Annotated in this window: 24 protein-coding genes and 1 pseudogene; 9 read left to right on the top strand and 16 right to left on the bottom strand. The window is 67.9% G+C overall.

The window, feature by feature from the left end:
• Nucleotides 1-8: 8 nt before the first annotated feature.
• On the bottom strand, nucleotides 9-2,156 hold the full coding sequence (locus G3N98_RS06930) for a pyridoxamine 5'-phosphate oxidase family protein (protein WP_206147725.1): 2,148 nt from the start codon (nucleotides 2,154-2,156) through the stop codon (nucleotides 9-11).
• A 36-nt stretch (nucleotides 2,157-2,192) separates the two neighbouring features.
• A complete protein-coding gene (locus G3N98_RS06925) occupies nucleotides 2,193-2,837 on the bottom strand; it encodes a glutathione S-transferase (RefSeq protein ID WP_206147724.1) in 645 nt (214 codons plus the stop codon).
• A 126-nt stretch (nucleotides 2,838-2,963) separates the two neighbouring features.
• Between G3N98_RS06925 and G3N98_RS06920 the strand changes: the two genes are divergently transcribed.
• Nucleotides 2,964-3,905 carry a LysR family transcriptional regulator gene (locus G3N98_RS06920; RefSeq protein ID WP_206147723.1) on the top strand — a complete coding sequence of 314 codons (942 nt, stop codon included), beginning with the start codon at nucleotides 2,964-2,966 and terminating at the stop codon, nucleotides 3,903-3,905.
• A 42-nt stretch (nucleotides 3,906-3,947) separates the two neighbouring features.
• On the opposite strand, the gene G3N98_RS06915 is transcribed toward G3N98_RS06920, so the two are convergent.
• From G3N98_RS06915 to G3N98_RS06905, 3 genes are all read right to left on the bottom strand, one after another.
• Nucleotides 3,948-4,277: a type II toxin-antitoxin system RelE/ParE family toxin gene (locus tag G3N98_RS06915; RefSeq protein WP_206147722.1), complete on the bottom strand. Its 330-nt coding sequence runs from the start codon at nucleotides 4,275-4,277 to the stop codon at nucleotides 3,948-3,950.
• Nucleotides 4,274-4,546 (bottom strand): type II toxin-antitoxin system Phd/YefM family antitoxin, encoded by a 273-nt coding sequence (locus tag G3N98_RS06910; protein ID WP_089474297.1) that lies wholly within the window; start codon nucleotides 4,544-4,546, stop codon nucleotides 4,274-4,276. The genes G3N98_RS06915 and G3N98_RS06910 overlap by 4 nt, the downstream gene beginning before the upstream one ends.
• 90 nt (nucleotides 4,547-4,636) lie before the next feature.
• Nucleotides 4,637-5,278, bottom strand: a complete 642-nt coding sequence (locus tag G3N98_RS06905) for a helix-turn-helix domain-containing protein (RefSeq protein ID WP_241025789.1) — start codon at nucleotides 5,276-5,278, stop codon at nucleotides 4,637-4,639.
• A gap of 103 nt (nucleotides 5,279-5,381) precedes the next feature.
• Here G3N98_RS06905 and G3N98_RS06900 point away from each other — a divergent pair, with 103 nt between their 5' ends.
• The 3 genes from G3N98_RS06900 to G3N98_RS06890 are packed head-to-tail and all read left to right on the top strand — an operon-like array spanning nucleotide 5,382 to nucleotide 8,846.
• The gene (locus G3N98_RS06900) at nucleotides 5,382-6,284 is read left to right on the top strand and encodes an SDR family NAD(P)-dependent oxidoreductase (protein ID WP_175236925.1); all 903 of its coding nucleotides are present in this window, start codon (nucleotides 5,382-5,384) and stop codon (nucleotides 6,282-6,284) included.
• Nucleotides 6,281-7,855: an NAD(P)/FAD-dependent oxidoreductase gene (locus tag G3N98_RS06895; RefSeq protein WP_206147720.1), complete on the top strand. Its 1,575-nt coding sequence runs from the start codon at nucleotides 6,281-6,283 to the stop codon at nucleotides 7,853-7,855. Before G3N98_RS06900 ends, G3N98_RS06895 begins: the two co-directional genes overlap by 4 nt.
• A gap of 7 nt (nucleotides 7,856-7,862) precedes the next feature.
• Nucleotides 7,863-8,846: an alpha/beta fold hydrolase gene (locus G3N98_RS06890; protein WP_206147719.1), complete on the top strand. Its 984-nt coding sequence runs from the start codon at nucleotides 7,863-7,865 to the stop codon at nucleotides 8,844-8,846.
• A gap of 57 nt (nucleotides 8,847-8,903) precedes the next feature.
• Here the strand turns inward: G3N98_RS06890 and G3N98_RS06885 are convergent, their stop codons facing one another.
• Together G3N98_RS06885 and G3N98_RS40320 are read right to left on the bottom strand one after the other, a co-directional pair.
• Nucleotides 8,904-9,302, bottom strand: coding sequence for a carboxymuconolactone decarboxylase family protein (locus G3N98_RS06885; protein ID WP_089497564.1), 399 nt, complete (start codon nucleotides 9,300-9,302; stop codon nucleotides 8,904-8,906).
• A gap of 417 nt (nucleotides 9,303-9,719) precedes the next feature.
• Nucleotides 9,720-10,697, bottom strand: coding sequence for a highly repetitive protein (locus G3N98_RS40320; protein ID WP_346779075.1), 978 nt, complete (start codon nucleotides 10,695-10,697; stop codon nucleotides 9,720-9,722).
• Here G3N98_RS40320 and G3N98_RS40315 point away from each other — a divergent pair.
• The 4 genes from G3N98_RS40315 to G3N98_RS06865 all read left to right on the top strand — a co-directional run bounded on the left by G3N98_RS40315 (nucleotide 10,591) and on the right by G3N98_RS06865 (nucleotide 16,455).
• On the top strand, nucleotides 10,591-11,910 hold the full coding sequence (locus G3N98_RS40315; RefSeq protein ID WP_346779074.1) for a collagen-like triple helix repeat-containing protein: 1,320 nt from the start codon (nucleotides 10,591-10,593) through the stop codon (nucleotides 11,908-11,910). The genes G3N98_RS40320 and G3N98_RS40315 overlap by 107 nt on opposite strands.
• 120 nt (nucleotides 11,911-12,030) lie before the next feature.
• The gene (locus G3N98_RS06875; protein WP_206147717.1) at nucleotides 12,031-13,314 is read left to right on the top strand and encodes an isoprenylcysteine carboxylmethyltransferase family protein; all 1,284 of its coding nucleotides are present in this window, start codon (nucleotides 12,031-12,033) and stop codon (nucleotides 13,312-13,314) included.
• A gap of 444 nt (nucleotides 13,315-13,758) precedes the next feature.
• Nucleotides 13,759-15,324 (top strand): hypothetical protein, encoded by a 1,566-nt coding sequence (locus G3N98_RS06870; RefSeq protein WP_206147716.1) that lies wholly within the window; start codon nucleotides 13,759-13,761, stop codon nucleotides 15,322-15,324.
• 549 nt (nucleotides 15,325-15,873) lie between these two features.
• Entirely contained in the window at nucleotides 15,874-16,455 is a 582-nt protein-coding gene (locus G3N98_RS06865; protein ID WP_206147715.1) for a histone acetyltransferase, read from the top strand.
• 26 nt (nucleotides 16,456-16,481) lie between these two features.
• Here the strand turns inward: G3N98_RS06865 and G3N98_RS40160 are convergent, their stop codons facing one another.
• From G3N98_RS40160 to G3N98_RS06845, 5 genes and pseudogenes are all read right to left on the bottom strand, one after another.
• Entirely contained in the window at nucleotides 16,482-16,610 is a 129-nt protein-coding gene (locus G3N98_RS40160) for a hypothetical protein (RefSeq protein ID WP_256991438.1), read from the bottom strand.
• Complete coding sequence (locus tag G3N98_RS06860; RefSeq protein WP_175241075.1) at nucleotides 16,607-16,813, bottom strand: hypothetical protein; 207 nt, start codon at nucleotides 16,811-16,813, stop codon at nucleotides 16,607-16,609. Before G3N98_RS06860 ends, G3N98_RS40160 begins: the two co-directional genes overlap by 4 nt.
• Before the next feature lie 48 nt (nucleotides 16,814-16,861).
• Nucleotides 16,862-17,170 carry a hypothetical protein gene (locus tag G3N98_RS06855; RefSeq protein ID WP_144030294.1) on the bottom strand — a complete coding sequence of 103 codons (309 nt, stop codon included), beginning with the start codon at nucleotides 17,168-17,170 and terminating at the stop codon, nucleotides 16,862-16,864.
• An 11-nt stretch (nucleotides 17,171-17,181) separates the two neighbouring features.
• Nucleotides 17,182-17,583, bottom strand: coding sequence for a hypothetical protein (locus tag G3N98_RS06850; RefSeq protein WP_144030293.1), 402 nt, complete (start codon nucleotides 17,581-17,583; stop codon nucleotides 17,182-17,184).
• 55 nt (nucleotides 17,584-17,638) lie between these two features.
• Nucleotides 17,639-18,189: pseudogene (locus G3N98_RS06845) on the bottom strand (IS5 family transposase); the annotation flags it as partial.
• A gap of 116 nt (nucleotides 18,190-18,305) precedes the next feature.
• Between G3N98_RS06845 and G3N98_RS06840 the strand changes: the two are divergent.
• Nucleotides 18,306-18,878 carry an NADPH-dependent FMN reductase gene (locus tag G3N98_RS06840; RefSeq protein ID WP_206147714.1) on the top strand — a complete coding sequence of 191 codons (573 nt, stop codon included), beginning with the start codon at nucleotides 18,306-18,308 and terminating at the stop codon, nucleotides 18,876-18,878.
• Between the two features lie 32 nt (nucleotides 18,879-18,910).
• On the opposite strand, the gene G3N98_RS06835 is transcribed toward G3N98_RS06840, so the two are convergent.
• Genes G3N98_RS06835 through G3N98_RS39695 form a run of 4 tightly spaced genes read right to left on the bottom strand, consistent with a single transcriptional unit; the run spans nucleotide 18,911 to nucleotide 24,016 of the window.
• Nucleotides 18,911-19,531: a DUF2894 domain-containing protein gene (locus tag G3N98_RS06835; RefSeq protein WP_206147713.1), complete on the bottom strand. Its 621-nt coding sequence runs from the start codon at nucleotides 19,529-19,531 to the stop codon at nucleotides 18,911-18,913.
• Nucleotides 19,528-20,172, bottom strand: a complete 645-nt coding sequence (locus tag G3N98_RS06830) for an OmpA family protein (protein ID WP_206147712.1) — start codon at nucleotides 20,170-20,172, stop codon at nucleotides 19,528-19,530. Before G3N98_RS06830 ends, G3N98_RS06835 begins: the two co-directional genes overlap by 4 nt.
• A 3-nt stretch (nucleotides 20,173-20,175) precedes the next feature.
• Nucleotides 20,176-23,223: a DUF802 domain-containing protein gene (locus G3N98_RS06825; protein WP_206147711.1), complete on the bottom strand. Its 3,048-nt coding sequence runs from the start codon at nucleotides 23,221-23,223 to the stop codon at nucleotides 20,176-20,178.
• Nucleotides 23,224-23,233: 10 nt separating this feature from the next.
• Nucleotides 23,234-24,016 carry a DUF3348 family protein gene (locus G3N98_RS39695; RefSeq protein WP_241025792.1) on the bottom strand — a complete coding sequence of 261 codons (783 nt, stop codon included), beginning with the start codon at nucleotides 24,014-24,016 and terminating at the stop codon, nucleotides 23,234-23,236.
• Between the last annotated feature and the right edge of the window lie 26 nt (nucleotides 24,017-24,042).

Genomic DNA, 24,042 nt, shown 5'->3' with positions numbered 1-24,042 from the left:
AGCGTGCGTCAGCGGTCGAGCACGAGCGGTTCCGTCCCCTTCGCGGGCCGCGCGACGCACAGCAGCGCGCAACCGGGTTCGACCGTGGCATCGGGCGCCTGCTCGTAGTCGACCGCGCCGGACAGCACGCGCGTCGCGCACGTGCCGCACGACCCGGAACGGCATTCGGACGGCACGTCCACGCGCTGCCCTTCCGCGAATTCGAGCAAGGTGCCGTCGGCGGGCGTCCACGCGGCTTCGCGGCCGGTGCGTCGGAAGACGACCGGCACGCTCGCCGCCGCCGGCGCGGCAGTCGTGCGGGTCGCGCTGCGTGCCACGCTCGACGGCCCGAATGCCTCGAAACGGATGCGTTCGTCCGGCACGTTCAGTGCGCGCAATCCGTCGTACAAGTCGCGCATGAATGCCGACGGCCCGCAGAGGTAGAAATCGTAATCGTCGAACGAAAGGATCCGCTTCAGCTGCGCGATGTCGATGCGGCCCGCATGCGCTGCCGAGCCTTCGTGAGGATGACTGTCGAACCAGTGAAGCGACAAGCGCGCGTCGGTGGCGGCGACGCGTGCCAGTTCCTCGGCGAACGGCCGATCAGCCGCTTCACGCGCACCGTGTAAGAACACCACGCGGCGCGGCGATCGAGCGTCGGCCAGCGCGCGGCGCAGCATCGCGATCATCGGCGTGATGCCGATACCGGCCGACACGAGCACGGCCGGGCGCGGGCTCGCGAGATCGAACGAGAAGCGGCCGCGCGGCATCTGCGCGTCGAGCGTCATGCCCGCGTGCGCGTGATCGTGCAGCCACGCCGACACTCGCCCTTCGCGCTTCACGGTGACCCGGTAATGCGCGCCGCCCGGTGCATCGGAAAGCGTGTAGCTGCGAATCGCCGGCGAATCGCTGCCGGGCAGCGGGATGCGCAGCGTCAGGTGCTGCCCGGCTTCATAGGGAGGCAACGGGCCGCCGTCCACCGGTTCGAAATGGAATGAGCGGATCGCGCGCGCTTCGTCGACGATCTTTGCGATTCGCAGTGGGCGCCATGCGGGTGCCGACGCCGATGCGGTCGGCAATGCGGATGCGGATGCGGATGCGGATGCGGATGCGGATGCGGATGCGGACGATACCACCACGCCTGCCCCTGCCCCTGCCCCTGCGTTTGCGCCTGCGCCTGCGTTTGCGCCCACACCCGCCGCCATCGCCGCGAACTGCGGCGCACGCTCGACCGCGGACCACCGGAACGGCAGCACCGCGCGCATGCGCCGCACTTCCCGCACATGGAACCGCACGACCCGCTGCGCACCGTCGAACGACGCGACGAGCGGCCCGTCCCACACGATCTCGGCGCGCGCGGCCACGTACAGCAAGTCGCCGCTATCGAAATCGACGAACAGCAGCCCCGCACGCGGATCGTGCTGCAGGTTCCCGAGCGTATTGAAGAAGCGGTTGCCGCTGAAATCCGGCGTCGTCAGCGTGCGCGCATCGTCGACGCGCACGAAACCCGGCATCCCGCCGCGATGCGACACGTCCGCGCCGCGCGCGGCGCCCGCGTCCGCCGACGTGTTCGCGCTCGCGACGAAGAACGTATCGGCCTGCGCAAGCAGCGCGCGATCGGCGTCGTTCAACGCGTCCGACACGTCCGGCTCGACGGATGCATCGACTTCCCGTGCGACGAACGTCGGCTTGCGCCCCTGGATGTACTTCGCGCAGTTGCCGAAGCTCTGCTCGACCGCGATCGTCAGCGCATCGCCGTCGACCGCGCGCACGACGCCGTTGACGCGATTGCGCCGTCGCGTATCGAATTCGATCCCGAGCCCGCCGAGCGGCGCGCCCGGTTGCCACGCGCCGGCCAGCGGATCGCCCGGCAGCGCGCGCGCCGCGATGCGCAACGTGCGCGCATCGGGCGACGTCACGAACCCCGGCGCGCCGGCCCGCAGCGTCGCCCACGGCTGGCCGTGCGCGTCGACGCCGCCGAGCACGAAGAACGGCAGTTGCGCGAAAAACGTCCGGTGCTGGTCCGGCATGAAGCGCCGGATCCCGCGCCGGCCCGCCGAACCCGCGACCTCCGTCACGCCCGCGCGCTGCTGCACGGCGAGCTCGCCCGCATGAAACGGCGCGGTGTCGAGTTCCCAGCCCGGTACGACGGCGGTCGGGACAGTCGGGGCATTCATCGCGTTCTCCCTGAACAGGCTCGGCTTCGGTGGGTGTTACGCGGCGAGCAGGCCCACGCGCGTCGTCGGCATCGCGACGAAGCCCGGCAGCGCCTCGATGCGCGCCAGCCACGCACGCACGTGCGGATACGGTTCGAGCGACACGCCGCCCTCCGGCGCGTGCGCGATGTACGAATACGCGGCGATATCGGCGATCGTCGGCTGCGCGCCGGCGGCAAATGGCTTGCCGGCCAGCTCGCCGTCGATCACGCCGAGCACTTTGGCGGCCGTGCGCTTGGCGGCCTCCTGGTCGAGCTGCGCGCCGAACACGGTCACGAGCCGCGCGGCGGCCGGCCCCGATGCGATCGGCCCCGCCGCATACGACAGCCAGCGCTGCACGACCGCCGCGCCGGCCGGATCGTCGGGCAGCCAGTGCGCGTCGCCGTAGCGCTTCGCGAGGTAGACGAGGATCGCGTTCGAGTCGGCGATCACCGTGCCGCCGTCGTCGATCACGGGCACCTGCCCGAGCGGATTGAGCGCGAGAAACGCCGGTTCGCGCTGCGCGCCGGCGGCCAGATCGACGTCGACGGTCTCGGACGGCAGGCCGAGCAGCGACAGGAACAACCGGACGCGATGAGCGTGCCCGGACAGCAGGAACGAATACACACGGATCGGGGAAGCAGGCTTGTTGGCGGCAGACATGGAAACGCTCCGGACTCTCGCGCCGCCGGGGATCGGCGACGCACAACCGCAGCGTAGCGCTCGCCGTTCGTCGCCAGAAGACGGATAATCGCTGAAACATCATCCTCTTCCATAGGACAATCGACGATGGCCGACCTGCGCGACGTGAACCTGAACCGGCTGGCGATCTTCGTCGCGGTGGTCGACGCCGGCTCGCTGACAGCCGCGGCCGAGCGGCTCGGCCTGGCGAAGACGGTCGTCAGCACGCACATGCAGCGCCTCGAATCCGAGGTGGGCGCGAACCTGCTGGTGCGCACCACCCGGCGGCTGAGCGTGACCGACGCGGGGCGGGCGTTCTACGACGCGTGCCGCGACATCGTGCGCGCCGCCGAAAGCGCGCTCGATGCGGTGTCGTCCGACGCGGGGCCGCTGCGCGGCACGCTGCGCGTGAGCGTGCCGATCGACTACGGCGCGCTGGTCGTCGCGCCTGCCGTCGTCGCGTTGCGCGACCGGCATCCGGGGCTCGACGTCGAACTTGTCGCGAACGACCGCGTGGTCGATCTCGTCGCGGACAACCTCGACGTCGCGATCCGCATCGGCCGCCTCGCCGATTCGAACTATCGGGCGGTGCAGCTCGGCACGTACGAGAAATGGCTGGTCGCGAGCCCCGCGTTCGTTGCGCGCCATGGGCGGCCGCAAGAGCCGGATGCGCTCGCCGCGCTGCCGTTCGTGATGCTGTCGTCGCTGCCGCACGCGCATACGGTCAAACTGGAAGATGCGAACGGCAACACCGCTTCCGTGCGCTGCGTCGCGCCGGTCGTGTCGAACACCGCCACCGCGTGCCGCGCGATCGTGCTCGCGGGCGGCGGCTTCGGGCTGCTGACGGATTTCTCGACCGCCGACGACGTCGCGGCGGGCCGGCTCGTGCGGCTGCTGCCTGCGTGGCGCTCGGCGCCGGCCGGGATTCACGCGGTGTATCCGTCGACGCGGCTGCCTTCGCCGAAAGTGCGGGCGTTTGTCGACGCGATGAAGGCGAGGATCGGGGAGACGGTGGGGGCGCCAACAACAAAGCGTTCACGCCCGATGTAACGAAAAGTGGAACCGTGAAACGAAGAAGAGAGGAAGTCGTGCTCAATGTGCGAGCATGAGCCGCCTCATCAGCAAGGACTTCAGATCCCTGCGCGTATCGCAAACGATATGCACATGAATCGTGTCGCCGCGCACGTCATAAATGACACGGTTCATTCCGGCAACGACTTCGCGATACTGACTGAGGTTGATGTTCGCCAGTTCATCGGGAATCCTTCCCTGGCCTGGAAATGCACGGATCGACGCAATGGCATCCTTGATCTGGCCGTAGCTGGTTCGCCATGTCTCCGCACCGAAATTCGAAACGAGATAGCGCTTCAACATCTTCAGATCTTCTTCTGCTGAACGAAGAACGACAACGCTTAACGTCATTGATCGTCGTCCTTGTCGAGGTCCGCGAAGACATCCTCGACGGGACGAAAATGACCCTGCTCGATCTCCCGATTGCCCAATGCAAGCAGCCTGAGAAGCGCAAGCGTCTCTTCATGCTCCTCGTACGACTTGACATCCATGACGACGAGTTTCGCCTCACCGTTCTGGGTAATCAGCATCGGCTCGCGGCTTTCCGAGATGTCCTTGACGATCTCGGCCGCATGACTCTTGAGATAGCTGATCGGCTTGACTTGAGTAGAAAATTTCATGGAACGCGTCCCTTATCAGGCGACAATGAGACCGATTATAGTCTGAATTTGGTCCATCATGAAGCCAAGCCATTGGCCGTTCCCGCTGATCTATCCCACCTCCCGCAACGTCCCCAACAACACCTTCCTGCAACTCGCGACCATCTGCGCCTCCGGATCGCGATAGTCGGTGAGCAGCCATGCCGCGCCGACGTTCGTCATCGCGCCGACGAGCGCGAGCCCGATCAGCCGCTGCTCGGTGCGCTCCGCGGGCGTCGCCGCTTCGCGCGGCGCGCCGATCGCCATGATCAGCTTGCCGAAGTCGATCAGCATGCGCTGGTAGGTCATGTCGGTGTCCGCGCTCACGCCCATCACCTCGAGCAGCAGCACGCGCGCCGCGCACGGGTCGCGCAGGAACGCGAAGAACGCGGCGAGGCCCGCGTCGACGCTCTCGTGCAGATCGCCGCCGCGTTCGGCCACCGCCCGCCCGACCGCTTCGTGCAGCTGCTGCGCGTGATGCAGGTAGGTGCAGCGCAGCAAATCGTCGGTGCTGTCGAACGCCGCATAAAAATAGCGATCGTTCAGTTTCGCTTCCTGGCAGATCGACCGCACGGTCGCCTTGCGGAACCCGACCGTGCCGAACACGCGCGTCGCCGCGCGAATCAGCGCGTCGCGCCGCTCCGCGGCCCGCACCTCGGGCGCCACGCCGCCATACGACCGGCCCCTTTTTTCCGTTTCGAGTGCTTTCTCCATTCCGCTATTTGACATCAGGACACCCGAAAACTAAAGTGGTGACGAACAACACCACAATAGATGCGCCGCCGGTACAGCGCAAGCGGAACGGGAGGAACGACGGATGAAGGGGTTTTCCGGCAAGGTCGCCGCGATCACGGGCGCCGGTTCGGGCATGGGCCGCAGCCTCGCGGTCGAGCTCGCGCGGCGCGGCTGCGAGGTCGCACTCGCCGACGTCAACGACGTCGGGCTCGCCGGCACGGCGGCCGCCTGCGCGCAGCACGGCGTGCGCGTGAGCACGCGGCGGCTCGACGTCGCCGACCGCGACGCGGTGTTCGCGTGGGCCGATTTCGTGCGCGCCGAGCACGGCAAGGTCAACCTGGTCTTCAACAACGCGGGCGTGTCGCTGGCCGCCAGCGCCGAGACCGCGCGCATCGCCGATCTCGAATGGATCGTCGGCATCAACTTCTGGGGCGTCGTGCATGGCACGCAGGCGTTCCTGCCGCATCTGCGCGCGTCGGGCGACGGGCACGTCGTCAACACGTCGAGCCTGTTCGGCCTCGTCGCGATGCCCACCCAAAGCGCGTACAACGCGACCAAGTTCGCGGTGCGCGGCTTCACCGAGGCGCTGCGGATGGAGCTCGAACTCGACGGCGCGCCGGTGAGCGCGACCTGCGTGCATCCGGGCGGCGTCGCGACGAACATCGTCGACGCAAGCCGCGTCGATACCAGCATCCATGCGCTCACGGGCCAGGACGAAGCGACCCATCGCCGCCAGGCCAACCGCCTGATCAACGCGACGACGGCCGACGACGCCGCGCGGCAGATCCTCGCGGGGGTCGAGCGCAATGCGCGCCGCGTGCTCGTCGGCGCCGACGCACGCCGGCTCGACCGGATCGCCCGCCTGCTCGGCGCCGGCTACCAGTGGCTGATGCTGCGCCACGTGCGCCGCGCCCGCGCCCGCAACCTTGAACGCGCGCACGCCCCGGCCGCGCGCCCGACCACGCCGACCAAGGACCCAGCATGACCTCGACGACGACCGACCGGCGCGACGCGCCGCCCGCGCCCGGCACCCGCCAGGACGGCAACGACCTCGACGTGCTGATCGTCGGCGCCGGCCTGTCCGGCATCGGCGCGGCCTATCACCTGAAGCAGCGCTGCCCGTATGCGAGCGTGGCGATCGTCGAGGCACGCGACGCGATCGGCGGCACCTGGGACCTGTTCCGCTATCCGGGCGTCCGTTCGGATTCCGACATGTTCACGCTCGGCTACAGCTTCCGGCCGTGGCACAGCGACAAGGCGATCTCGGACGGCCAGACGATCCTCGACTACATCCGCGACACCGCGCGCGCATACGGCATCGACAAGACGATCCGCTACGGCCAGAAGGTGATTGCAGCCGACTGGGACTCGAACCGCGCGCGCTGGACGGTGCGCATCGAGCGCACGCGGGACGGTGCGACCGACACGCTCGTCTACACCTGCCGCTTCCTGTTCATGTGCAGCGGCTATTACGACTACGACGCCGGCTACCTGCCCGACTGGGCCGGGATGGACACGTTCGAAGGCACGCTCGTGCATCCGCAGCACTGGCCGAAGGACCTGTCGTACGCGAACCGGCGCGTGGTCGTGATCGGCAGCGGCGCGACCGCCGTCACGCTCGTGCCGTCGATGGCGGCCGATGCGCAGCACGTGACGATGCTGCAGCGCTCGCCGACCTACATCGTGTCGCTGCCCGCGCGCGACAAGATCGCGAACGCGCTGCGCCGCGTGCTGCCGTCGCGGCTCGCGCACCGGCTCGTGCGCGTGAAGAACGTGCTGCTGACGATGTACCTGTACAACGTGTCGCGCCGCAAGCCCGACCGGACCAAGCAGTTCATCATCCGCGCGGCCAGCAAGCAGGTCGGCCCCGGCTTCGACGTCGCGAAGCACCTGACGCCGCGCTACATGCCGTGGGACCAGCGCGTGTGCCTGGTGCCGAACGGCGACCTGTTCAAGGCGATCCGCGCGGGCCGCGCGTCGATCGTCACCGACGAGATCGAGCGCTTCACGCCGACCGGCCTCAAGCTGAAGAGCGGCCAGCAGCTCGACGCTGACGTGATCGTCACCGCGACCGGGCTGAAGGTGAAGATGCTCGGCGGCGCGCGCGTCACCGTCGACGGCCGCACGGTCAACCTGCCGGACACCGTGTCGTACAAGGGGATGATGTACAGCGACGTGCCGAACCTCGCGTCGTCGTTCGGCTACACGAATGCGTCGTGGACGCTGAAGGCCGAGCTGATCGCGCGCTACGTGTGCCGGCTGCTCAACCACATGCGCGCGAACGGCTACGACACGTGCGTGCCGCGGCTCGGCGCCGGCGATCCCGGCAACGTGCCGGCCGTCAACCTGAGCTCGGGCTACATCCAGCGCGCGGCCGGCATCCTGCCGAAGCAGGGACACAGCAAGCCATGGAAATTCCACCAGAACTACGTGCTCGATCTCGCATCGCTGAAGTTCAGCGGACTCGCCGATTCGGCGATGCAGTTCGAACGCCGCGCAAAAGCCGGCCCGGGCGCCACGGCGCCGGCTGCCGAACCCGCACTCGAAACCCGCTGAGGCCGACATGACCCCTACGCTCCATCTGATCCAGAACGTGCTGCTCGGCGTCGTCGCGGTGCTTGCCGCGCTCGCGCTGTTTACCGGTTACGTGGCCCGCCGCGTGACGCGCGCGTTTCCGCCCGAAGGCCGCTTCGTCGACATCGGCGGCGACCGCATCCACTACGTCGAATACGGCAACGGCCCGCCGATCGTGTTCGTCCACGGGCTCGCGGGGCAGCTGCGCAATTTCGCGTACCTGCCGCTCGCGCGGCTCGCGCAGCAGCATCGCGTGATCCTGATCGACCGGCCGGGCGCCGGCCGCTCGCTCCGCGGCGCGGGTTCGCAGGCGAACGTGTTCGCGCAGGCCCGCACGGTCGCCGCGTTCATCGACGCGCTGAAGCTCGACAAGCCGGTGCTGGTCGGCCACTCGCTCGGCGGCGCGATCGCGCTCGCGGTCGGGCTCAATCATGCGGACCGCGTGAGCCGGCTCGCGCTGATCGCGCCGCTGTCGCACGAGCAGAGCGAGCCGCCGGCGCCGTTCAAGCCGCTGATGCTGCCGTCGCCGCTGGTGCGCCGCTTCGTGTCGTGGACCTTCGCGATTCCGCTGACGATCCTGACCGGCCGCAAGGCCGTGGGCCAGGTGTTCGCGCCGGAAGACGTGCCGCGCGACTTCCCGGTCAAGGGCGGCGGGCTGCTGGGGATGCGCCCGCACGTGTTTTACGCGACGGCGACCGACCTGCTGTCGGCACCGGTCGACCTGCCCGCGATGGAACGCCGCTACGCGGACCTCGCGCTGCCGGTCGACGTGCTGTACGGCCGCGCCGATCCGATCCTGAACTGGCGCGAGCACGGCGAAGCGCTCGCGAAGAAATCGGCGCGCGTGCGGCTGAAGGTCGTCGAGGGCGGGCACATGCTGCCGGTCACGATTCCGGAAGCCACCGCCGACTGGCTGCTCGAAGTCGCCGCCGCGCCGGCCGAGGTGGCCGCGCCGTCGGCACGCATCGCGTAAGCCGGGACCGCGTAACAGCGCCTGATTCCGTGCCGTGCCGCCGGCGCCGGCGCGGCATCAGGTTTCGTCGTCGGGCACCGGCAGCCCGAGATCCGATATCACCTCCCGCGCGCTGCGGAATGCCTCGACCGCGGCCGGCGCGCCCGCGTACAGCGCGCTGTGCAGCAACACCTCGCGAATCTCGACAAGGCTCGCGCCGTTGTTGAGCGCGCCGCGAATGTGACCCTTCAGTTCCGTGCTGCGGCCAAGCGCCGCCAGCATCGCGCAGGTGCACAGGCTGCGCGTCTTCAGGTCGATCCCGCCCCGCTGCCACGTGCTGCCCCACGCGTGCTCGTTCAGCCAGTTCTGCAGCGGCCGCGAAAAACCGTCGAGGTCGCGCATCGCACGCTCGACGAACGCCTCGCCCATCACGTCGATGCGTCGCGCCTTGCCGTATTCCCTGTCCTGTTCGCTCATGTCCGTGTCCTGGTGGAGTCGTGGGTGTTGCGGCGTCGCCGCGAGCCGGGGATGTCGCGCCATGTTCATCGGGCCCGCGCGTTTCGTCAAAGATGCGGCCCTCGGTTCGAGGCCGCCCGCGTCACGCGATGTCGAACGCTACGTAACATCGCGCCGCGCGTTACGGCGGCGCGCGGGAACATCGCAACCGCCGCGCCGGCGCACCCTGCGTGCCGGTCGCGCGAAACCGCCGGAACGCCGTTTAAATCGCACGTATATTCCCGATTCCTGCAATAAAGCGCGACACCGTTTCGGGAATACTGCCGTGGCGCGGAATTTGCAGAGGAGGCTTGGACACACTTCCAATGTCGAGGCCAACATGCACAAACTCTTCAAGAAGACGACGGTAACGATGGCCGTCTCGTCGCTGCTCGCGCTCTACGGTTGCGGCTCGGTCGATGGACCGACGACCCCGCCGACGATCAAGCCGAGCACGTCAGGGACCGGCGGCAGCTCGGGGACGTCGGGGACGTCGGGTGGTGGGACGTCGGGTACTTCGGGTGGCGGGACTTCGGGTAGTTCAGGTACGTCGGGGACGTCCGGTACGTCGGGCACCTCCGGTACCTCGGGCACTTCTGGTACGTCGGGTACTTCCGGTACGTCCGGCACCTCCGGCACGTCCGGCACTTCCGGTACGTCGGGTACCTCCGGTACGTCCGGCACCTCCGGTACGTCGGGTACCTCCGGTACGTCCGGCACCTCCGGCACGTCCGGCACCTCCGGCACGTCGGGCACTTCCGGTACGTCGGGCACCTCCGGTACGTCGGGCACTTCCGGTACGTCGGGCACTTCCGGTACGTCGGGTACTTCCGGTACTTCGGGCACTTCCGGCACGTCGGGCACTTCCGGTACGTCGGGCACCTCCGGCACGTCGGGCACTTCCGGTACGTCGGGTACCTCCGGTACGTCCGGCACCTCTGGTACGTCGGGCACCTCCGGCACATCGGGCACTTCCGGTACGTCGGGCACTTCCGGTACTTCGGGCACCTCCGGTACGTCCGGCACCTCCGGCACGTCGGGCACCTCCGGTACTTCCGGCACCTCCGGCACGTCGGGCACTTCCGGCACCTCGGGCACCTCCGGTACTTCGGGCACTTCTGGTACGTCGGGCACCTCCGGCACGTCGGGCACTTCCGGCACTTCCGGTACTTCCGGTACTTCCGGTACTTCCGGTACTTCCGGCACCTCCGGCACCTCCGGCACCGGCGTCACCCCCCTCGGCAATGTTCTCCAGAAATCCGGCAACCTCGTGACGGCACTCGGCACGACGGTCGCAACCGGCGGCGCGCAGATCGGCGGCGTGCAGATCCCCGGCACGAACCCGACGACGGCCACCAGCGTCGGCAACGCGGTCACGAGCCTCGGCAACGGCGTGCAGGCGCTCGGCAACGGCGTCGCGGCCGGCCTCGGCTCGATCGGCGTGTCGGCCAACCCGCTCGGACCGACGCTGACGTCGACCACCGGCCTGCTGACCGGCACCGGCGGCGCGGTCAACAACCTCGGCAACGCGGTGAAGAGCCTCGGCTCCGGCCCGCTGTCGCCGCTGTCGCCGGTCACGACGCTCGTCGGCGATCTCGTCAACACCGTCGGCGGCGCCGTCAACTCGACCGCATCGGGCCTCAACACGGCGCTGAACAGCTCGCCGGTCCAGCAGCTCGAGACGCAGGTCGGCAAGGTGATCAACCCGATCACGAACACGCTGACCGGCGGGGTCACGACGCCGGGCGCCACGCAGACGCTCGGCAGCGTCACGCTGCTCGGCACGCCGCTCAACGGCCTGCTGAGCGCACTCGGCAACGGCCTCGCCGGCGCCGGCACGAAGGTCGGCGGCGCAACCGACAACCCGGTGGGCGGCGCGCTCGGCGGTGTCGTGGCGCAGCTCGGCAACACGGTGACGTCCACTGGCGGCCTCGTCCACGACAACAACGCGGGCAGCTCCAGCAGCGGCACGGGCGGCAGCAACCCGCTCGCCCCGATCACGGGCCTGCTCGGCACGCTGACGGGCGGCCTGGGCGGCGGCAGCTCGAGCGGTTCGGGCGGCACCAGCGGCACCAGCGGCACGAGCAGCGGCGGCCCGCTCGGACCGGTCACGGGCCTGCTCGGCTCGCTGACGGGTGCGCTCGGCGGCCTCGGTTCGGGCGGCACGAGCGGTACCGGCGGAACGAGCGGAACGGGCGGCACCAGCGGCACCGGTGGCGCGGGTATCGGCGGCCTGCTCGCGCCGGTCACCAACCTCGTCAACTCGCTGACGCCGCTCGGCGCCAGCCTCACCGGCACGGTCACGACGCCGGGCGGCAACGTGACGGGCACGCTCGGCGGCCTGTTGTCGAGCGGCCCGGTCGGCACGGTGACGGGAGCGCTGACGACGCCGGCAGGCGGCGCGGGCGCCACCGGCACGGCCAGCCCCGGCGGTGCGGCCGGCACGGTCACGACGCCGGCGGGTGGCGGCTCCGTGGTGGGCGGCCTGACCGGCGGCTCGAGCGGTGGTGCCGCGGGCGGCGCCGGCAACCTGCTGTCGCCGGTGACGAACCTCCTGGGCGGTCTGCTGGGCGGCGGCAACAAGAAGTAACGCTTTACCTATCAAAACCACAGGCCAATGGCCGGGCGCGCATCCATACAAAGCCCGGCCGACGGCCGGCGTCACCCGCCAAGCGGGGGCGCCGGCCCTCATCCGTACGAGGATCCGATCATGAATTCCACGCTTGACGGCATCGCCGCGGTCCAGGACCGCCCACCCCGTTCCGCCACGCCGCTGCGCGCCGGCCTGCTCGGCATCACCGCCGGGCTCTTCGCGCTATGGATCACGCGCGGTCAGCCGAGCCTCGACGCAGCCACCCGCGCGGTCATCGCGAGCCTCGCGATCATCGGCACGATCGCGCTGCACGAAATCTTCATCTCGCGCGTCTACCTGCGCCCGAGCGCGGGCCTGTCGCGGCAGGCGGTCCGGCCGCTCGGCATCGCGCGCGTCGCGACGCGGCTCGGCGCGCTGACGTCGATCTATGCAGGCATCGGCGTGATCTACTGGCTGCTGCCCGAATACCACGGCAAGTTCTACCTGCCGTTCTGGTCGCTGCTGCGTTCGCTCGCGCCGTACGTGATCGTCGCCGCGCCGTTCTACTTCGCGTGGATGGACCGCCACCAGCGCGAGACCGACGACGCGTACCTGCTGTGGGGCCGCTTCCTGTTCCGCCGCGAGCAGCCCGCAAGCTGGAAGCCGGTGCGCGAGATGCTGGCCGGCTGGGGCGTGAAGGCGTTCTTCCTGCCGCTGATGACCGTCTACCTGTCGAAGGATGCCGATCACCTGACCGCGTCGCTCGCGAACGCGATGCATGCGCCGATGACGATCGCGACCTTCGTGTTCATGTACGACCTGTCGTTCACGATGGACCTGATGTTCGGCACGGTCGGCTATCTGTGCACGTTCCGCATCCTCGACAGCCACGTGCGCACCGTCGAGCCGACGACGCTCGGCTGGGTGGCCGCGCTGATGTGCTACCAGCCGTTCTGGTCGCTGTTCTCGAACAACTACATCCGCTACGAAGGCTCGATGTTCTGGGACAACTGGCTGATGTCGGCCCCGACGCTGCGCGTGATCTGGGGCGCGGCGATCATCCTGCTGCTGTTGACCTACGCGCTGTGCACGATCTCGTTCGGGCTGCGGTTCTCGAACCTGACGAACCGCGGGATCATCACGTCGGGCCCGTACCGCTTCACGAAGCATCCGGCGTACATCACGAAGAACCTGTCGTACTGGATGGTATCGGTGCCGTTCGTCGAGCCGCTCGGCTGGCAGGTCGGGCTCATGCACTGCGCAGGGCTCGTCGCGGTCAACCTGATCTACTACACGCGGGCGAAGACGGAAGAGCGCCACCTGATGCGCGACCCCGACTATCGCGCGTATGCCGAATGGATCGAGCAGCACGGGCTGTTCGCGCGGATCAGGCAGGCATTCGGGCAGCGCGCGCCGGCTTGACGCTGGGGCAAAGGGCGGGGCGGGCTGCCGCGCCCTCGTCTGCGCTCGCGTTCGCACATCGACGTTTCGCCGGTTCCGGCGCGCCGCGCTTCGGCCGATAGCGAGCAGATGTATCGCATGCCTTGCAAGCGTGCGGTAAACACTGCCGACTGACCGCCATGATCGTGCGTCGCTGGCCGCGCGCACCGCCATATCCTCGTCGACGCTCCCGTTGCCCCGCTGTCCGCGCCTTCCTGCGCCAACCTTCACTTCGTGCGCCCTCGCTGCTGCACCGCCTTCGCGACCCGCCAGCACGACACCCGTCTCCGAGCGACGCGCATCCGCACGACACCGATTTCCCGGCACACGGTGCGCCACGCGCTGTAGTATCGTTGCGCCATTCGGCAAAGGCGGCCTCGCCGGATGCGCGCCATCGGCAATTAAAAGAATCACGCGGAGAGACCCTTGAACAAAGCGAAACAGCTTTTGAATGAACACCGGGCCTATATGGCCTGGGTCGACCAGATCGACATCGGCGCTCGGGAGGACGCAAACGAAGACGCCTTTGTCCTTCTCGACCTGCTCCATCCCGACGAGGTCGAAAACCTGCGGAACGGGATGACCTTCTCGCAATTGGTCGAAAGACCGTTCGAAGACGGCATCAAGACCTTGCCGGTCGTGCTGCGGTATGCCGACATGAAACCGAGCTGGCGGCAGGCGATCGACTCCGCGGCGCGCAATCCCGAACGCGCATTGATCGTCGGCCTGAACGACACGCCGGGCGACGACACTGCACCGGCCGAAATTGCACTGCGCGCGGCGGCCGACGATGCGCAACCCGCGCTTCCGGTTCATATCGGCTTCATCGGCACTGCACCGGCCGGACTTTCCAGGCGGGTTCGCACCGGCCTTTCCACCGTCGCCTACCGGAAATCGGTCGCCAGATCCGCAGCCGCCGGGTCTGGCACGACGCCCAGGGGCAAGGCGCTTCTCAGGGAGATCCTGGAATGGCGCGTGGGCGGCAAGGACCAGGTATTCGCGGCCGTCTACGATATCGGGCAAGGCAGCGCAAGTGCGCTCGTGGATCGCAACGAGCATCCGCTCGTATTTTTCGATATCGGCAAACCGATCTCAGTGTACGACTACACCCGGCCCAAGCATGCACCGCGGTTCTTTCATTGCGATCGGCAAAAGATGACCGAAGAGTTCGACTGGCTCCATGCACCCGTCGTCCTGTCGCATTGGGATTTCGATCACTGGGCCGGCATACTCGAACGGTTTTACGTCGTCACGGACACCAAGGGAAACAAATACGCCAAACTGACGATCGTTCCCGATGCGCTGCAGCGTTACTGGATCGCTCCGTGCCAGGAACACCTGGGCTTGGGCGCAACCCATCTCGAACTCATCCGCCTCTTGCTGAAAACGGTCAACGGGGCATCCGGACTGACCGCGTTGCAGTACTGGCCGATCAATCTCGCCACGCTCCCGTTCAGCCACGGCGTCATCGTGAAGGCCCAGCCGGATGCCGACGTCGGCAACACGTCATCCGAACTGCGCAACAACTCGGGGCTCGTGATGCTGGTTACGCCGACTGCGGAACGGCTCGCCGACGAGGGACGCGTCGACAAACCGACGGCCCTGCTGCTCCAGGGGGATGCGCGTTGCGAGTCCATCCCCGTCGACTGGAGCAGCTTCGATTTAGTCGGGCTGGTGGTATCGCACCACGGCGGAAAAATGGGCCTTGCGCCGAGCGCACCTACGGGTGGCCCGCATTCGAAGGTGGTCTGTTCCGTCGGCGACGTACATCCTGTCCGCAAGACCAAGCCGTACGGACACCCCCACCCCGATGCACTGGCGGCACATGCCAAGGCCGGATGGGACGTCAAGACGTTCACGTACCAACGTATCCAACCGTGGACGTCCGACAAGAAGCTCGGCAATTACGTGCTGTCGCTCGACAGCACGTTCCCTCGTTGCGAATGCGATTGCGCAAGTGATGGCAATCTTTCGCTCAATCCGGTCCTTTGACGGAACGCCCGATGCCGCCTGGCGCACCAGACGGCACCGGGCGCGGGCGATTCCATCGACTTCGGTGGCCGTCGTGCAAGTACGCGCCGGCACCGCCGCCTCCGCCCCCATGCGGCCAATTGTCGCGAAACGACGCGATTCTCCGCCTTTCGTCGCTTTTCATCTTCTGTCCGATTGCCCACCCGGATCACGTCGCGTATGGTGCTGCCCGTCCGCGTGCGATACGGCGCCCGACCTGCCCGCTTGTCGCCCGGACCTTCGACCGTCGTCCCGCACGACGGCCGCGCGGGCCGTGCCCGCCGCTCACCGTCTCCGCGATGCCGCCCTTCGGCGCCGCGTATTCTTGAGGAGAGAGACGTGATCCACAAAGTCCTGATCCTGTTCGCACTCTGCATCGCGGGCCTCGCCGCGATCGCCGCCGGTTTCCAGCACATCCCCAGCTGATTCGCGGCCCCGGCTCGCTTCGCCGAGCCCGGGGGCCGCAGCCATTCCTTTCCCCCTTTGCGATGAACCACTTTCTCGGACCGCCCGGGACGGGCGACCTTTGCCATGCGTATCGACGTACAGCATTCCCAGCACGACATCGACGATGAACTCGACACGCTCTACGCGCGTCTCCACCAGCCCGGCCATCGCCTGTACGGCCTGCCGGCGGTCGCGCTCGGCCGCTCCGGCCTGATCGTCCGCCACCGCGAGGCGGACGGCGAGTACTTCCTGTATGTCGAGGATCCGGCCGCGCGCCAGCTCGCCGGCTATACGGTGTTCAACCGCCTGCCGGAAATCCCGCGCCGCGCCGACCGCTTCCTGCGCGCGCCGCATACGCGGCTGCGCGGGTCCGCGCAGCGCAAGGGGCTCGCGACGACGCTGTATCGCTGGGGGCTCGACGCGGGCCTGTGCCTGATCAGCGGCGCGCGCCAGTCGGTCGGCGCCGCGCAGTTGTGGACGGCGCTCGCGCAGGATTACCGGCACGGCTTCGTCGATATCGACGGCCGTGCGCTGCGTTATCTCGGTGAAACCGTCGCCGACGACGTGCACGGCGCGCTGCATACGCGGCGGCTGATGCTCGGTCATGGATGGGAGATCGGGGAGTTCGCGCGCGCGGCGGGGATGGCCGGCGCCGCCTGCATGTGAGCGTTCGCGTATCAGGCAGGACCGTGCTAGATCGCGATGCCCGTTCGTTCGCTGAACGCCAGCCGCAATATGTGCTCGTCCATCATCTTTATCCGGGCGAGCCCGGCGAGCACCGACGGAAGCAGCCATTCGATGTTCGGATCGACACGCTTCATCTGCGCGACCGCTCGGCCGTGAACACCGCATCCTCGTGCGCACCCGATTCGCCGGCTCCGCGGCGCTGCCGGTAGAGCACGCCGACCCAGTAGCCGATGCGCTCCGTCACGATCCAGCCGGCATATGTGCGCGGGAACTCGGCCTTGAGCAGCGCATCGCGCACGACGTCTTCCGGGTCGCGCATCTCGGGCAAGAAACACATCTGCTCGCTCTTCACGAGCAAGGCTGGCGTTGCGTTGTCAAATACCGCTTAGGTCTCGCTGCAGACATCCGTGTCGGGATCGAAGCGATAACCGACGTGGACGGTCACGCGACCGTCCGGCATCACGCACGTCCGGTTCTGCGGACACAGCGCATAGCGCTCGGCGAGGGTCAGGAATGCGCCGGTCGCATGCGAATACTCGCGTTCGCGCTGGCGGTTGAGCGACGGATCGATGACCCAGATGACCAGTGTCGCGGTGTCGGGACGATCGTGAGCGCTCAGGTAGCTTTCAGCAGGAATCGCTGCCGCCACCGTCGGCTGCAGGTCAGCATGGTCGATGCATTTGCGGAGCGGCATCGGCTTCACTGTCAATCGAAGAACATCACCATCCTCGGATCGGCCAGATAGCCACCATCACACAGAGGAAAAGGTGGGCGACGCTCGAAGCTCAAGTACGTCACCTCCACATCCTCGAACGGCACGGCGCAGGTGCCATCATGCAATCGCCGGTCGTCGGTCCGTATGTTGTAGATCTTCCGGTCGCTCGGGCAATAAAAGAGGCCCATCGGCGATTCCCGGTTACGCGCCGACACGCTGTTCTGGCCAACGACATATCGGCCCAGATGAGTACCATTCCGGCACTGGAGGTCGAATTGCTCGCCAGCATAGGCCGACATCGCGAACAATACCAAGGCGAACCCGCAAGCGGCACGTCGGCACGCCCGCACTGATTTCCATTCTGCCCTCTTACGCATCATCCATCTTGCCATTTGTCACCATTCTCCATTTGTTCAAGAATGCCTCCGATCGCCCCTAGAGGACAGTTCAAAAATTCCGCTCAGGTCGTTTGAAGGTGTTCCAACAGACGAGCAAGCAGCCGAGTTTCAAGAACGCTTCGACAATGTCGCCAAGCCGATTGACACGAATTCGCGGACGACGGAGCTTGTGTAGCCACACGTGAATCCGTTCGACCACCCATCGGAATTTATCCAGACCACTGCCATGGTCAGCGCGTCGCTTCGCGATTACAAGCTTGATGCCACGATCACGCAAGCGCTCACGGTGCGACTCGGAGTCGTAGCCGCGATCTGCGTAGATGACCTTGGGCTTGCAAAGCAGTCAGCCGCGCATGCCTCGGCGGAATAGCATCGACCAGCGGCAGCGGTTGAGTAATGTCGTTCGGTTTGCGCCGGTCAGGATAACGCTAACAGGCATACCGTCAGCGTCTACGAGAACGTAATGCTTGAACCCGGTCACGCGCGATCCGTAGGGTTCGGTCAGTTTTTCGCTCGCCCCACGGCTCGTAATGACGAGAAATCTAAAGCTACACAAGAGAGATCCAGCTGGCCAGATTCGCGCAGCTTGTCGAGCAGTAACCTTTTCAAATTGTGGCAGCTGTTCATGCACAGCGCCGCCCGAACACCGGTGCGATAATCCGTGCGACCGGCGCGACGCTCGCCGCTACGCGACGCGCCAACCGACACGCATCTCGATGACAACCGATTCCCGAACCGACTCCGACCGCCACATCGACATCGTCGCGCTGTGCGGCAGCCTGCGCGCGCAGTCGTACAACGCCGCGCTGCTCGACGCGGCCGCGCGCGTCGCGCCGCACGGCATGCGCATCGTGCGCTTCGATCGTCTCGGCGAATTCCCGCTGTTCAATCCCGATACCGAATATCCGTCACCCACCGCGGTGCGCGACCTGATCGACCGTGTGAATGCCGCCGACGGCCTGCTGATCGCCAGCCCGGAATACGCGCACGGCGTCACGGGCGTGATGAAGAATGCGCTGGACTGGATCGTGGGATGCGAGGCCGTCGTGTACAAGCCGGTCGCGGTGCTGAATGCGTCGCCGCGTGCGACGCATGCGGACGCGGCGCTGCGGGAGACGCTGTCGGTGATGTCGGCGAACATCGTCGAGCGCGCGTCGATCACGCTGCCGATCCTCGGGAGCCAGCTCGACGCGGCGGGGATCGCCGCGCATCCGCCGTTCGCGTCGGCGCTGGCCGAGGCGTTGCACGCACTGCGCACGGCCATCCAGGAGGCAGAGCCGGGCCGGTAGCAACCCGCGTTCGTTCGTGAGCGCGCGCGGCGTTACCGCGCCTTCGCGCGCGTCACCTTCTTCGCCGGGCTGGTCGCCTTCGCGCGCGGCGCTTCCTTCTCGGGCTGCGCGCCGCCGCCGGCGAGATCCTCGAGCCACGCGAGCGCGTCGACATACGACAGGAACTGCTGCAGATAAGCCGGCGACAACTCGCGCATCGTCGCGAGCGACCGGTGCACGAGACTGTTCGAATTGAGCGGCCCGGCGTTGCGCGGCACCTGGTCGAGCGACTGGCGGTACTGCTGTTCCGTGCGGACCTTCGACCACATCGTGCGGAAGTAGTCGACCAGCTCGGGATCGAGCCCGCGCCGGTCGGCCTGCGCATCGCGCGCGAGCCGCTCGACGAGTTCCGCCAACGCACCGCGCGCGGGCGTACCTGCCGCGCCGCTTGCGGTTGCGGTTGCCGTTTTATCGGCGCGCGCAACGACCTCCGCGAAGCCTTCGAGCAACGTCGCCAGCCGCGCATCGAGCAACGCGCGCGCGTCGCCTTCGAGCGCGGCCGCGCGCCGTTCGAGCGCGTCGATCCGGTGAAAGCGCACCGGATCGAGCCGGTCGGCGCCCTGCTCGCGCCATGCGTCGAGCGTCGCGCGAACGTGCGTCGCTTCGCCGGTCACTTCGCCTTCCCTCCGTTCGATGCCGACTTGCGCGGCACCGGCGCGATCTCCACGCGGCGGTTCTTCGCGCGGCCTTCATCGTCAGCATTCGAGCTGACCGGCTGCTCGGAGCCGAACGCGGCGGCGAACACCGACGACGCCGGCACGCCGGCGTCGATCAGCGCACGCGTGACCGTCAACGCGCGCTTGGCCGACAGTTCCCAGTTGTCCGCGAACAGGCGGTTGCCGGCATGCACCTGCTGGTCGTCGGCGAAGCCGCTGATCATCAGGATCTCGTCGCGCGTCTTCAGGTAGGCGCCCAGCGGCGCGGCCAGCGTCTTCAGCAGGTCGCGGCCCGCGGGCTGCAACTGGTCGGAATTCAATGCGAACAGCACGTTGCCGCTGATGCCGATGCGGCCATTCACGAGCGTCACGCGGCCGGCCGCGAGCGGCCCGGCAAGCGCCTGCTCGAGCGACTTGCGCTGCTGCGCTTCCTGCTGGCGCGCACGCATGGCCTCCTCGAGCTTCGACGTGAGCTGAAGTTGCATGCCGATCACGCCGACGAGGATCAGCACGAACGCGCCAAGCAGCACCGACATCAGGTCGGCGAACGCGGGCCACACCGGGGCGGAGGACGCGCCGCCGTCGATTTCGTCGTGCATGCGTTACGCTCCGACGCTCGCCCGCCGGCCGGCGAGCTGCTGCAGGTCTTCGACGATCTGCTTCTGCGACATCATGCTCAGGTCGATCACCTCGCGCGCCTGCGCGACGTAGTACTCGAGCTGCTCGTCGCTGCGCGCGAGCGACTTCTCGAGCGCGGCCTCGATGCGCTGCAGATGGGTCAGCAGCTTGTCGTTCGACTCCCCGAATACCTGCACGGCCATCCCGAACGCGTCGCCGAGGCTCGCGACCTCGACGGCGCCCGCCGTGACCTGTGCGGCCACCGAGTCGAGCTTGCGCGTTTCGGCATCGACGGTGTCGTTAAAGCGTGCACCGACGCGGTCGAGCAGGTCGGCCGACGTGCTGACGAGCGCGTCGATCGCGGTGCGCTGTTCGGTCGACGCGTGGTTGACCGCGCCGAGCAGCGTTTCGAGTGTCGCGAGCAGGCGGCTGCGTTCCTCGAGCATCGCGGTGTCGTGCACCAGGCTGTCGGACAGGCGCTGGCGCAACTCGGCGACGACGTCGGCCGCGGCCTTCGGCGCCTCCGAGGCAGCCTGCACGAGACGCGCGATCTCGTTGATCGTGTCGCTCGCATGCACCTGTGCCTGCGCGGTGATGTCGTTCGCGGTGCGGGCCAGCGTGTCGCAGATGTCCTGCTGGCGCGTCGCGGCCTGTGCGCTCGTCTGCGCCCATTCGTCGCGTAGCGCGGCGGCCATCGCGGCGAGCGAGTCGTTCCATGCCGACAGGCGCTGTTCGTCGCGCGCGGCCAGTTGCGTCTGCAGGCCGGCATGCGAATCGCGGATCGTCGACAGCAGTTCGTTCGAGCGCTGTTCGAACGTCGAGGCCTGTGCGGTCAGGTCGCGCGTCGTTTGTGCCAGTGCGTCGCAGATTTCCTGCTGACGGCCCGCGCTGTGCACGCCTGCGCGTTGCCATTCGTCGCCGAGCTTCGCGGCCATCGCGGCCAGCGAGTCGTTCCACGCGGCGAGGCGTTCTTCGTCACGCGCCGCGAGCTGCGTCTGCAGGCCCGTATGCGAATCGCGGATCGTCGACAGCAGTTCGTTCGAGCGTTGTTCGAACGTCGAAGCCTGTGCGGTCAGATCGCGCGTCGTTTGCGCCAGTGCGTCGCAGATTTCCTGCTGACGGCCTGCGCTGTGCACGCCTGCGCGCTGCCATTCGTCACCCAGTTTCGCGGCCATCGCGGCCAGCGAGTCGTTCCACGCGGCGAGGCGTTCCTCGTCGCGTGCAGCCAATTGCGTCTGCAAGCCCGTGTGCGAATCGCGGATCGTCGACAGCAACTCGTTCGAGCGTTGTTCGAACGTCGAAGCCTGCGTGGTGAGATCGCGCGTCGTTTGTGCGAGTGCGTCGCAGATTTCCTGCTGACGGCCCGCACTGTGCACGCCTGCGCGCTGCCATTCGTCGCCGAGCTTCGCGGCCATCGCGGCCAGCGAATCGTTCCATGCGGACAGGCGTTCTTCATCGCGCGCGGCCAGTTGCGTCTGCAGGCCCGTGTGCGAATCGCGGATCGTCGACAGCAACTCGCTCGAACGTTGTTCGAACGTCGATGCCTGTGCCGCGAGATCGCGCGTCGTTTGCGCCAGTGCGTCACAGATTTCCTGCTGGCGGCCTGCGCTGTGCGCGCCGGCACGCTGCCATTCGTCGCCGAGCTTCGCGGCCATCGCGGCCAGCGAGTCGTTCCACGCGGCGAGACGTTCCTCGTCGCGTGCAGCCAGTTGCGTCTGCAGCCCCGCGTGCGACTCGCGCATCGCGGCAAGCGTCGCGCCCGAATGGCGTTCGAACGTCGCGGCGGCCTCGCCCAGCGCGCGCGCATGCTGGCCGGCCAGCGTCTCGCCGACCTGCTCCTGGCGCGACAGCGCATCGCGCCATGCTTCCGACAGGCGGCTTTCCGTCGATTCGAGGCGCGTCGCCACGCCGTCGAGCAGCGCCGTCGAACGCTGCGAGAACGTGTCGGTGAACTGGCCGAGCGTCGTCTGCAGCTGCTGCGCGACGGCATCGCCCGCGCGGCGCTGTTCGTCGAGCGCGCGGTTCCAGACGGCCGTCACGTTGCCGGTGGTCTTCTCGAAGCCGTCCGTCAGCCCGTCGAGCTGACGCTGCACGGCGCCCGTCACGGTATCGCGCAGCGCGGCCATCTCCTGCGCGAGCCCGGTCATCGTCGCGGCGACGACCGGCTGCAGCGCGGCACCGGCCACGCGCGCGCTTTCGGCGGCGCTTTCCTTCAGCGCGTCGCCGACATTCGACGCGAGGCCCGCATACGCGCGCTCGGTCCGGTCGAAAAACGCCTGCTGGCTTTCGATCTGGCGATCGTGCAGCGCGACGCTGCGCGCCTCGAGCGTCGTCATCATCGTCTGCAGCCGGTCGACCAGCGCCGGCATCACGTCCGCCTGGCGCTGCAGCAGCCGGAACGATTCGTCGCGCTGGTGCGCGGACGAATGCACGCGCAGCGTCGTCGCGATCTTCGCGTCGAGCTGCTGGGCCGCGTCGATCCGCTCGCGGCGCACGAGGGCGGACAGCAGCCCGAGCATCGCGGAGGTCGCGACGCCGGCGATCGACGTGCCGAATGCGAACCCGAGGCCCTTCACCGGCGCGATCAGCGACGCGCGGATCGCGTCGAGATCGGTCGCGCTTTCGAGCGCGGCGCCCGTGCCCTTCAGCGTGACGACCATCCCGAGCAGCGTGCCGAGCATGCCGAGCAGCACGAGCAGGCCGACGAGGTAAGGCGTGAGCGACGGGCCCGGCAGCGCGACGCGCGCGCCTTCGACCCGCGCGCGCACGGCGCCGCGCAGGCCCGGGTGCAGCGTGTCGAGCCACGTGTCGAGTTTCGCGGGCGGCTCGGTCAGGCCGGCGACCGCGCGCGACAGCGTGGCGGTGGCCTGCCGGTAGCGCAGCAGTTCCCATGCGCCGGCGACGTAGCACGCGGCGATCAGCAGCGTGACGGCCGACGCCAGCGGGTTCGACGCGACATAGCCGACGCCGATCCAGCCCACAGCGAGCAGACCGGCGACGAAGACAACGAGATCAAGGCGAATTCTGGACATAGCGTGTTGATTAGCTGGTGCGAAGGGCCGCGAGCAGCCCGTCTACCGTTTGAAACCGGACTTCGAGTTCGGCAAGCAGGATGCTTTGCATCTCGTCGCGAAACGTATCGAGCCATGCGCCGGGCACGATTGCCGCGACGGCCGTGGCGTCGGCCACCACCGCGCCGTCATCGGCTGGATTTGCCGTGGCGGCTGCGGCTGCGGCCGCGGATTCGGCGTCGGCCAGCGCCTGCCGCTCCGCGTCGCGCAGCCGCCCGAAACGGGTGCCGAGCAGCGCGGGGATGGCCGACAGCAGGCTGCGCTCGCGCGCGCCGAGCACGCGCTCCATGATCGCGTCGAGCGTCGCGAGCCGCGCCATCCCGGACGAGCGCGCGGCGACCGCGACCCGCAGGCGGCCGCGCAACTGGCCGATCGCCGTTTCCATGTCCTGCTGCAGGGACAGATAACGCTGGCGGAAATCCGCGAAATCGGCCGTGTCGGCGGCCGGCGGCGGCGGATCGCCGGGCCGGCGGCGCGAGATCGGGAGGGCGGCGGGGTGGGGAAGGGTGGATGGCCTGGTGTGGGTCTTGGTGGTCGGCTGCGTCTGTACAAAAAAAAACGCTTGAGCTGGTTGTGCCGACTCAAACTGCCTTATCCTACAAACGCTCGAATCTCCTGACTGTACGTCCTGCCCGTCCTCTGTCTGTTCCTGCACTAAGCACTCCTCGACGACTACGTCAATCTCCGCTCTGCCCCGCGCACACAGATCGACCCTCCCGCACCACTTACCTCTTCCGCGCACCCACTCAGCCATCTCCACTGCCTCCCACTGTTCACACC

The organism is Burkholderia sp. Tr-20390 (assembly GCF_017104595.1).
Classification (GTDB): Bacteria; Pseudomonadota; Gammaproteobacteria; order Burkholderiales; family Burkholderiaceae; genus Burkholderia.
Note: the sequence above shows the minus strand (reverse complement) of the source record. Positions and strands in the feature narration are given on the sequence as shown.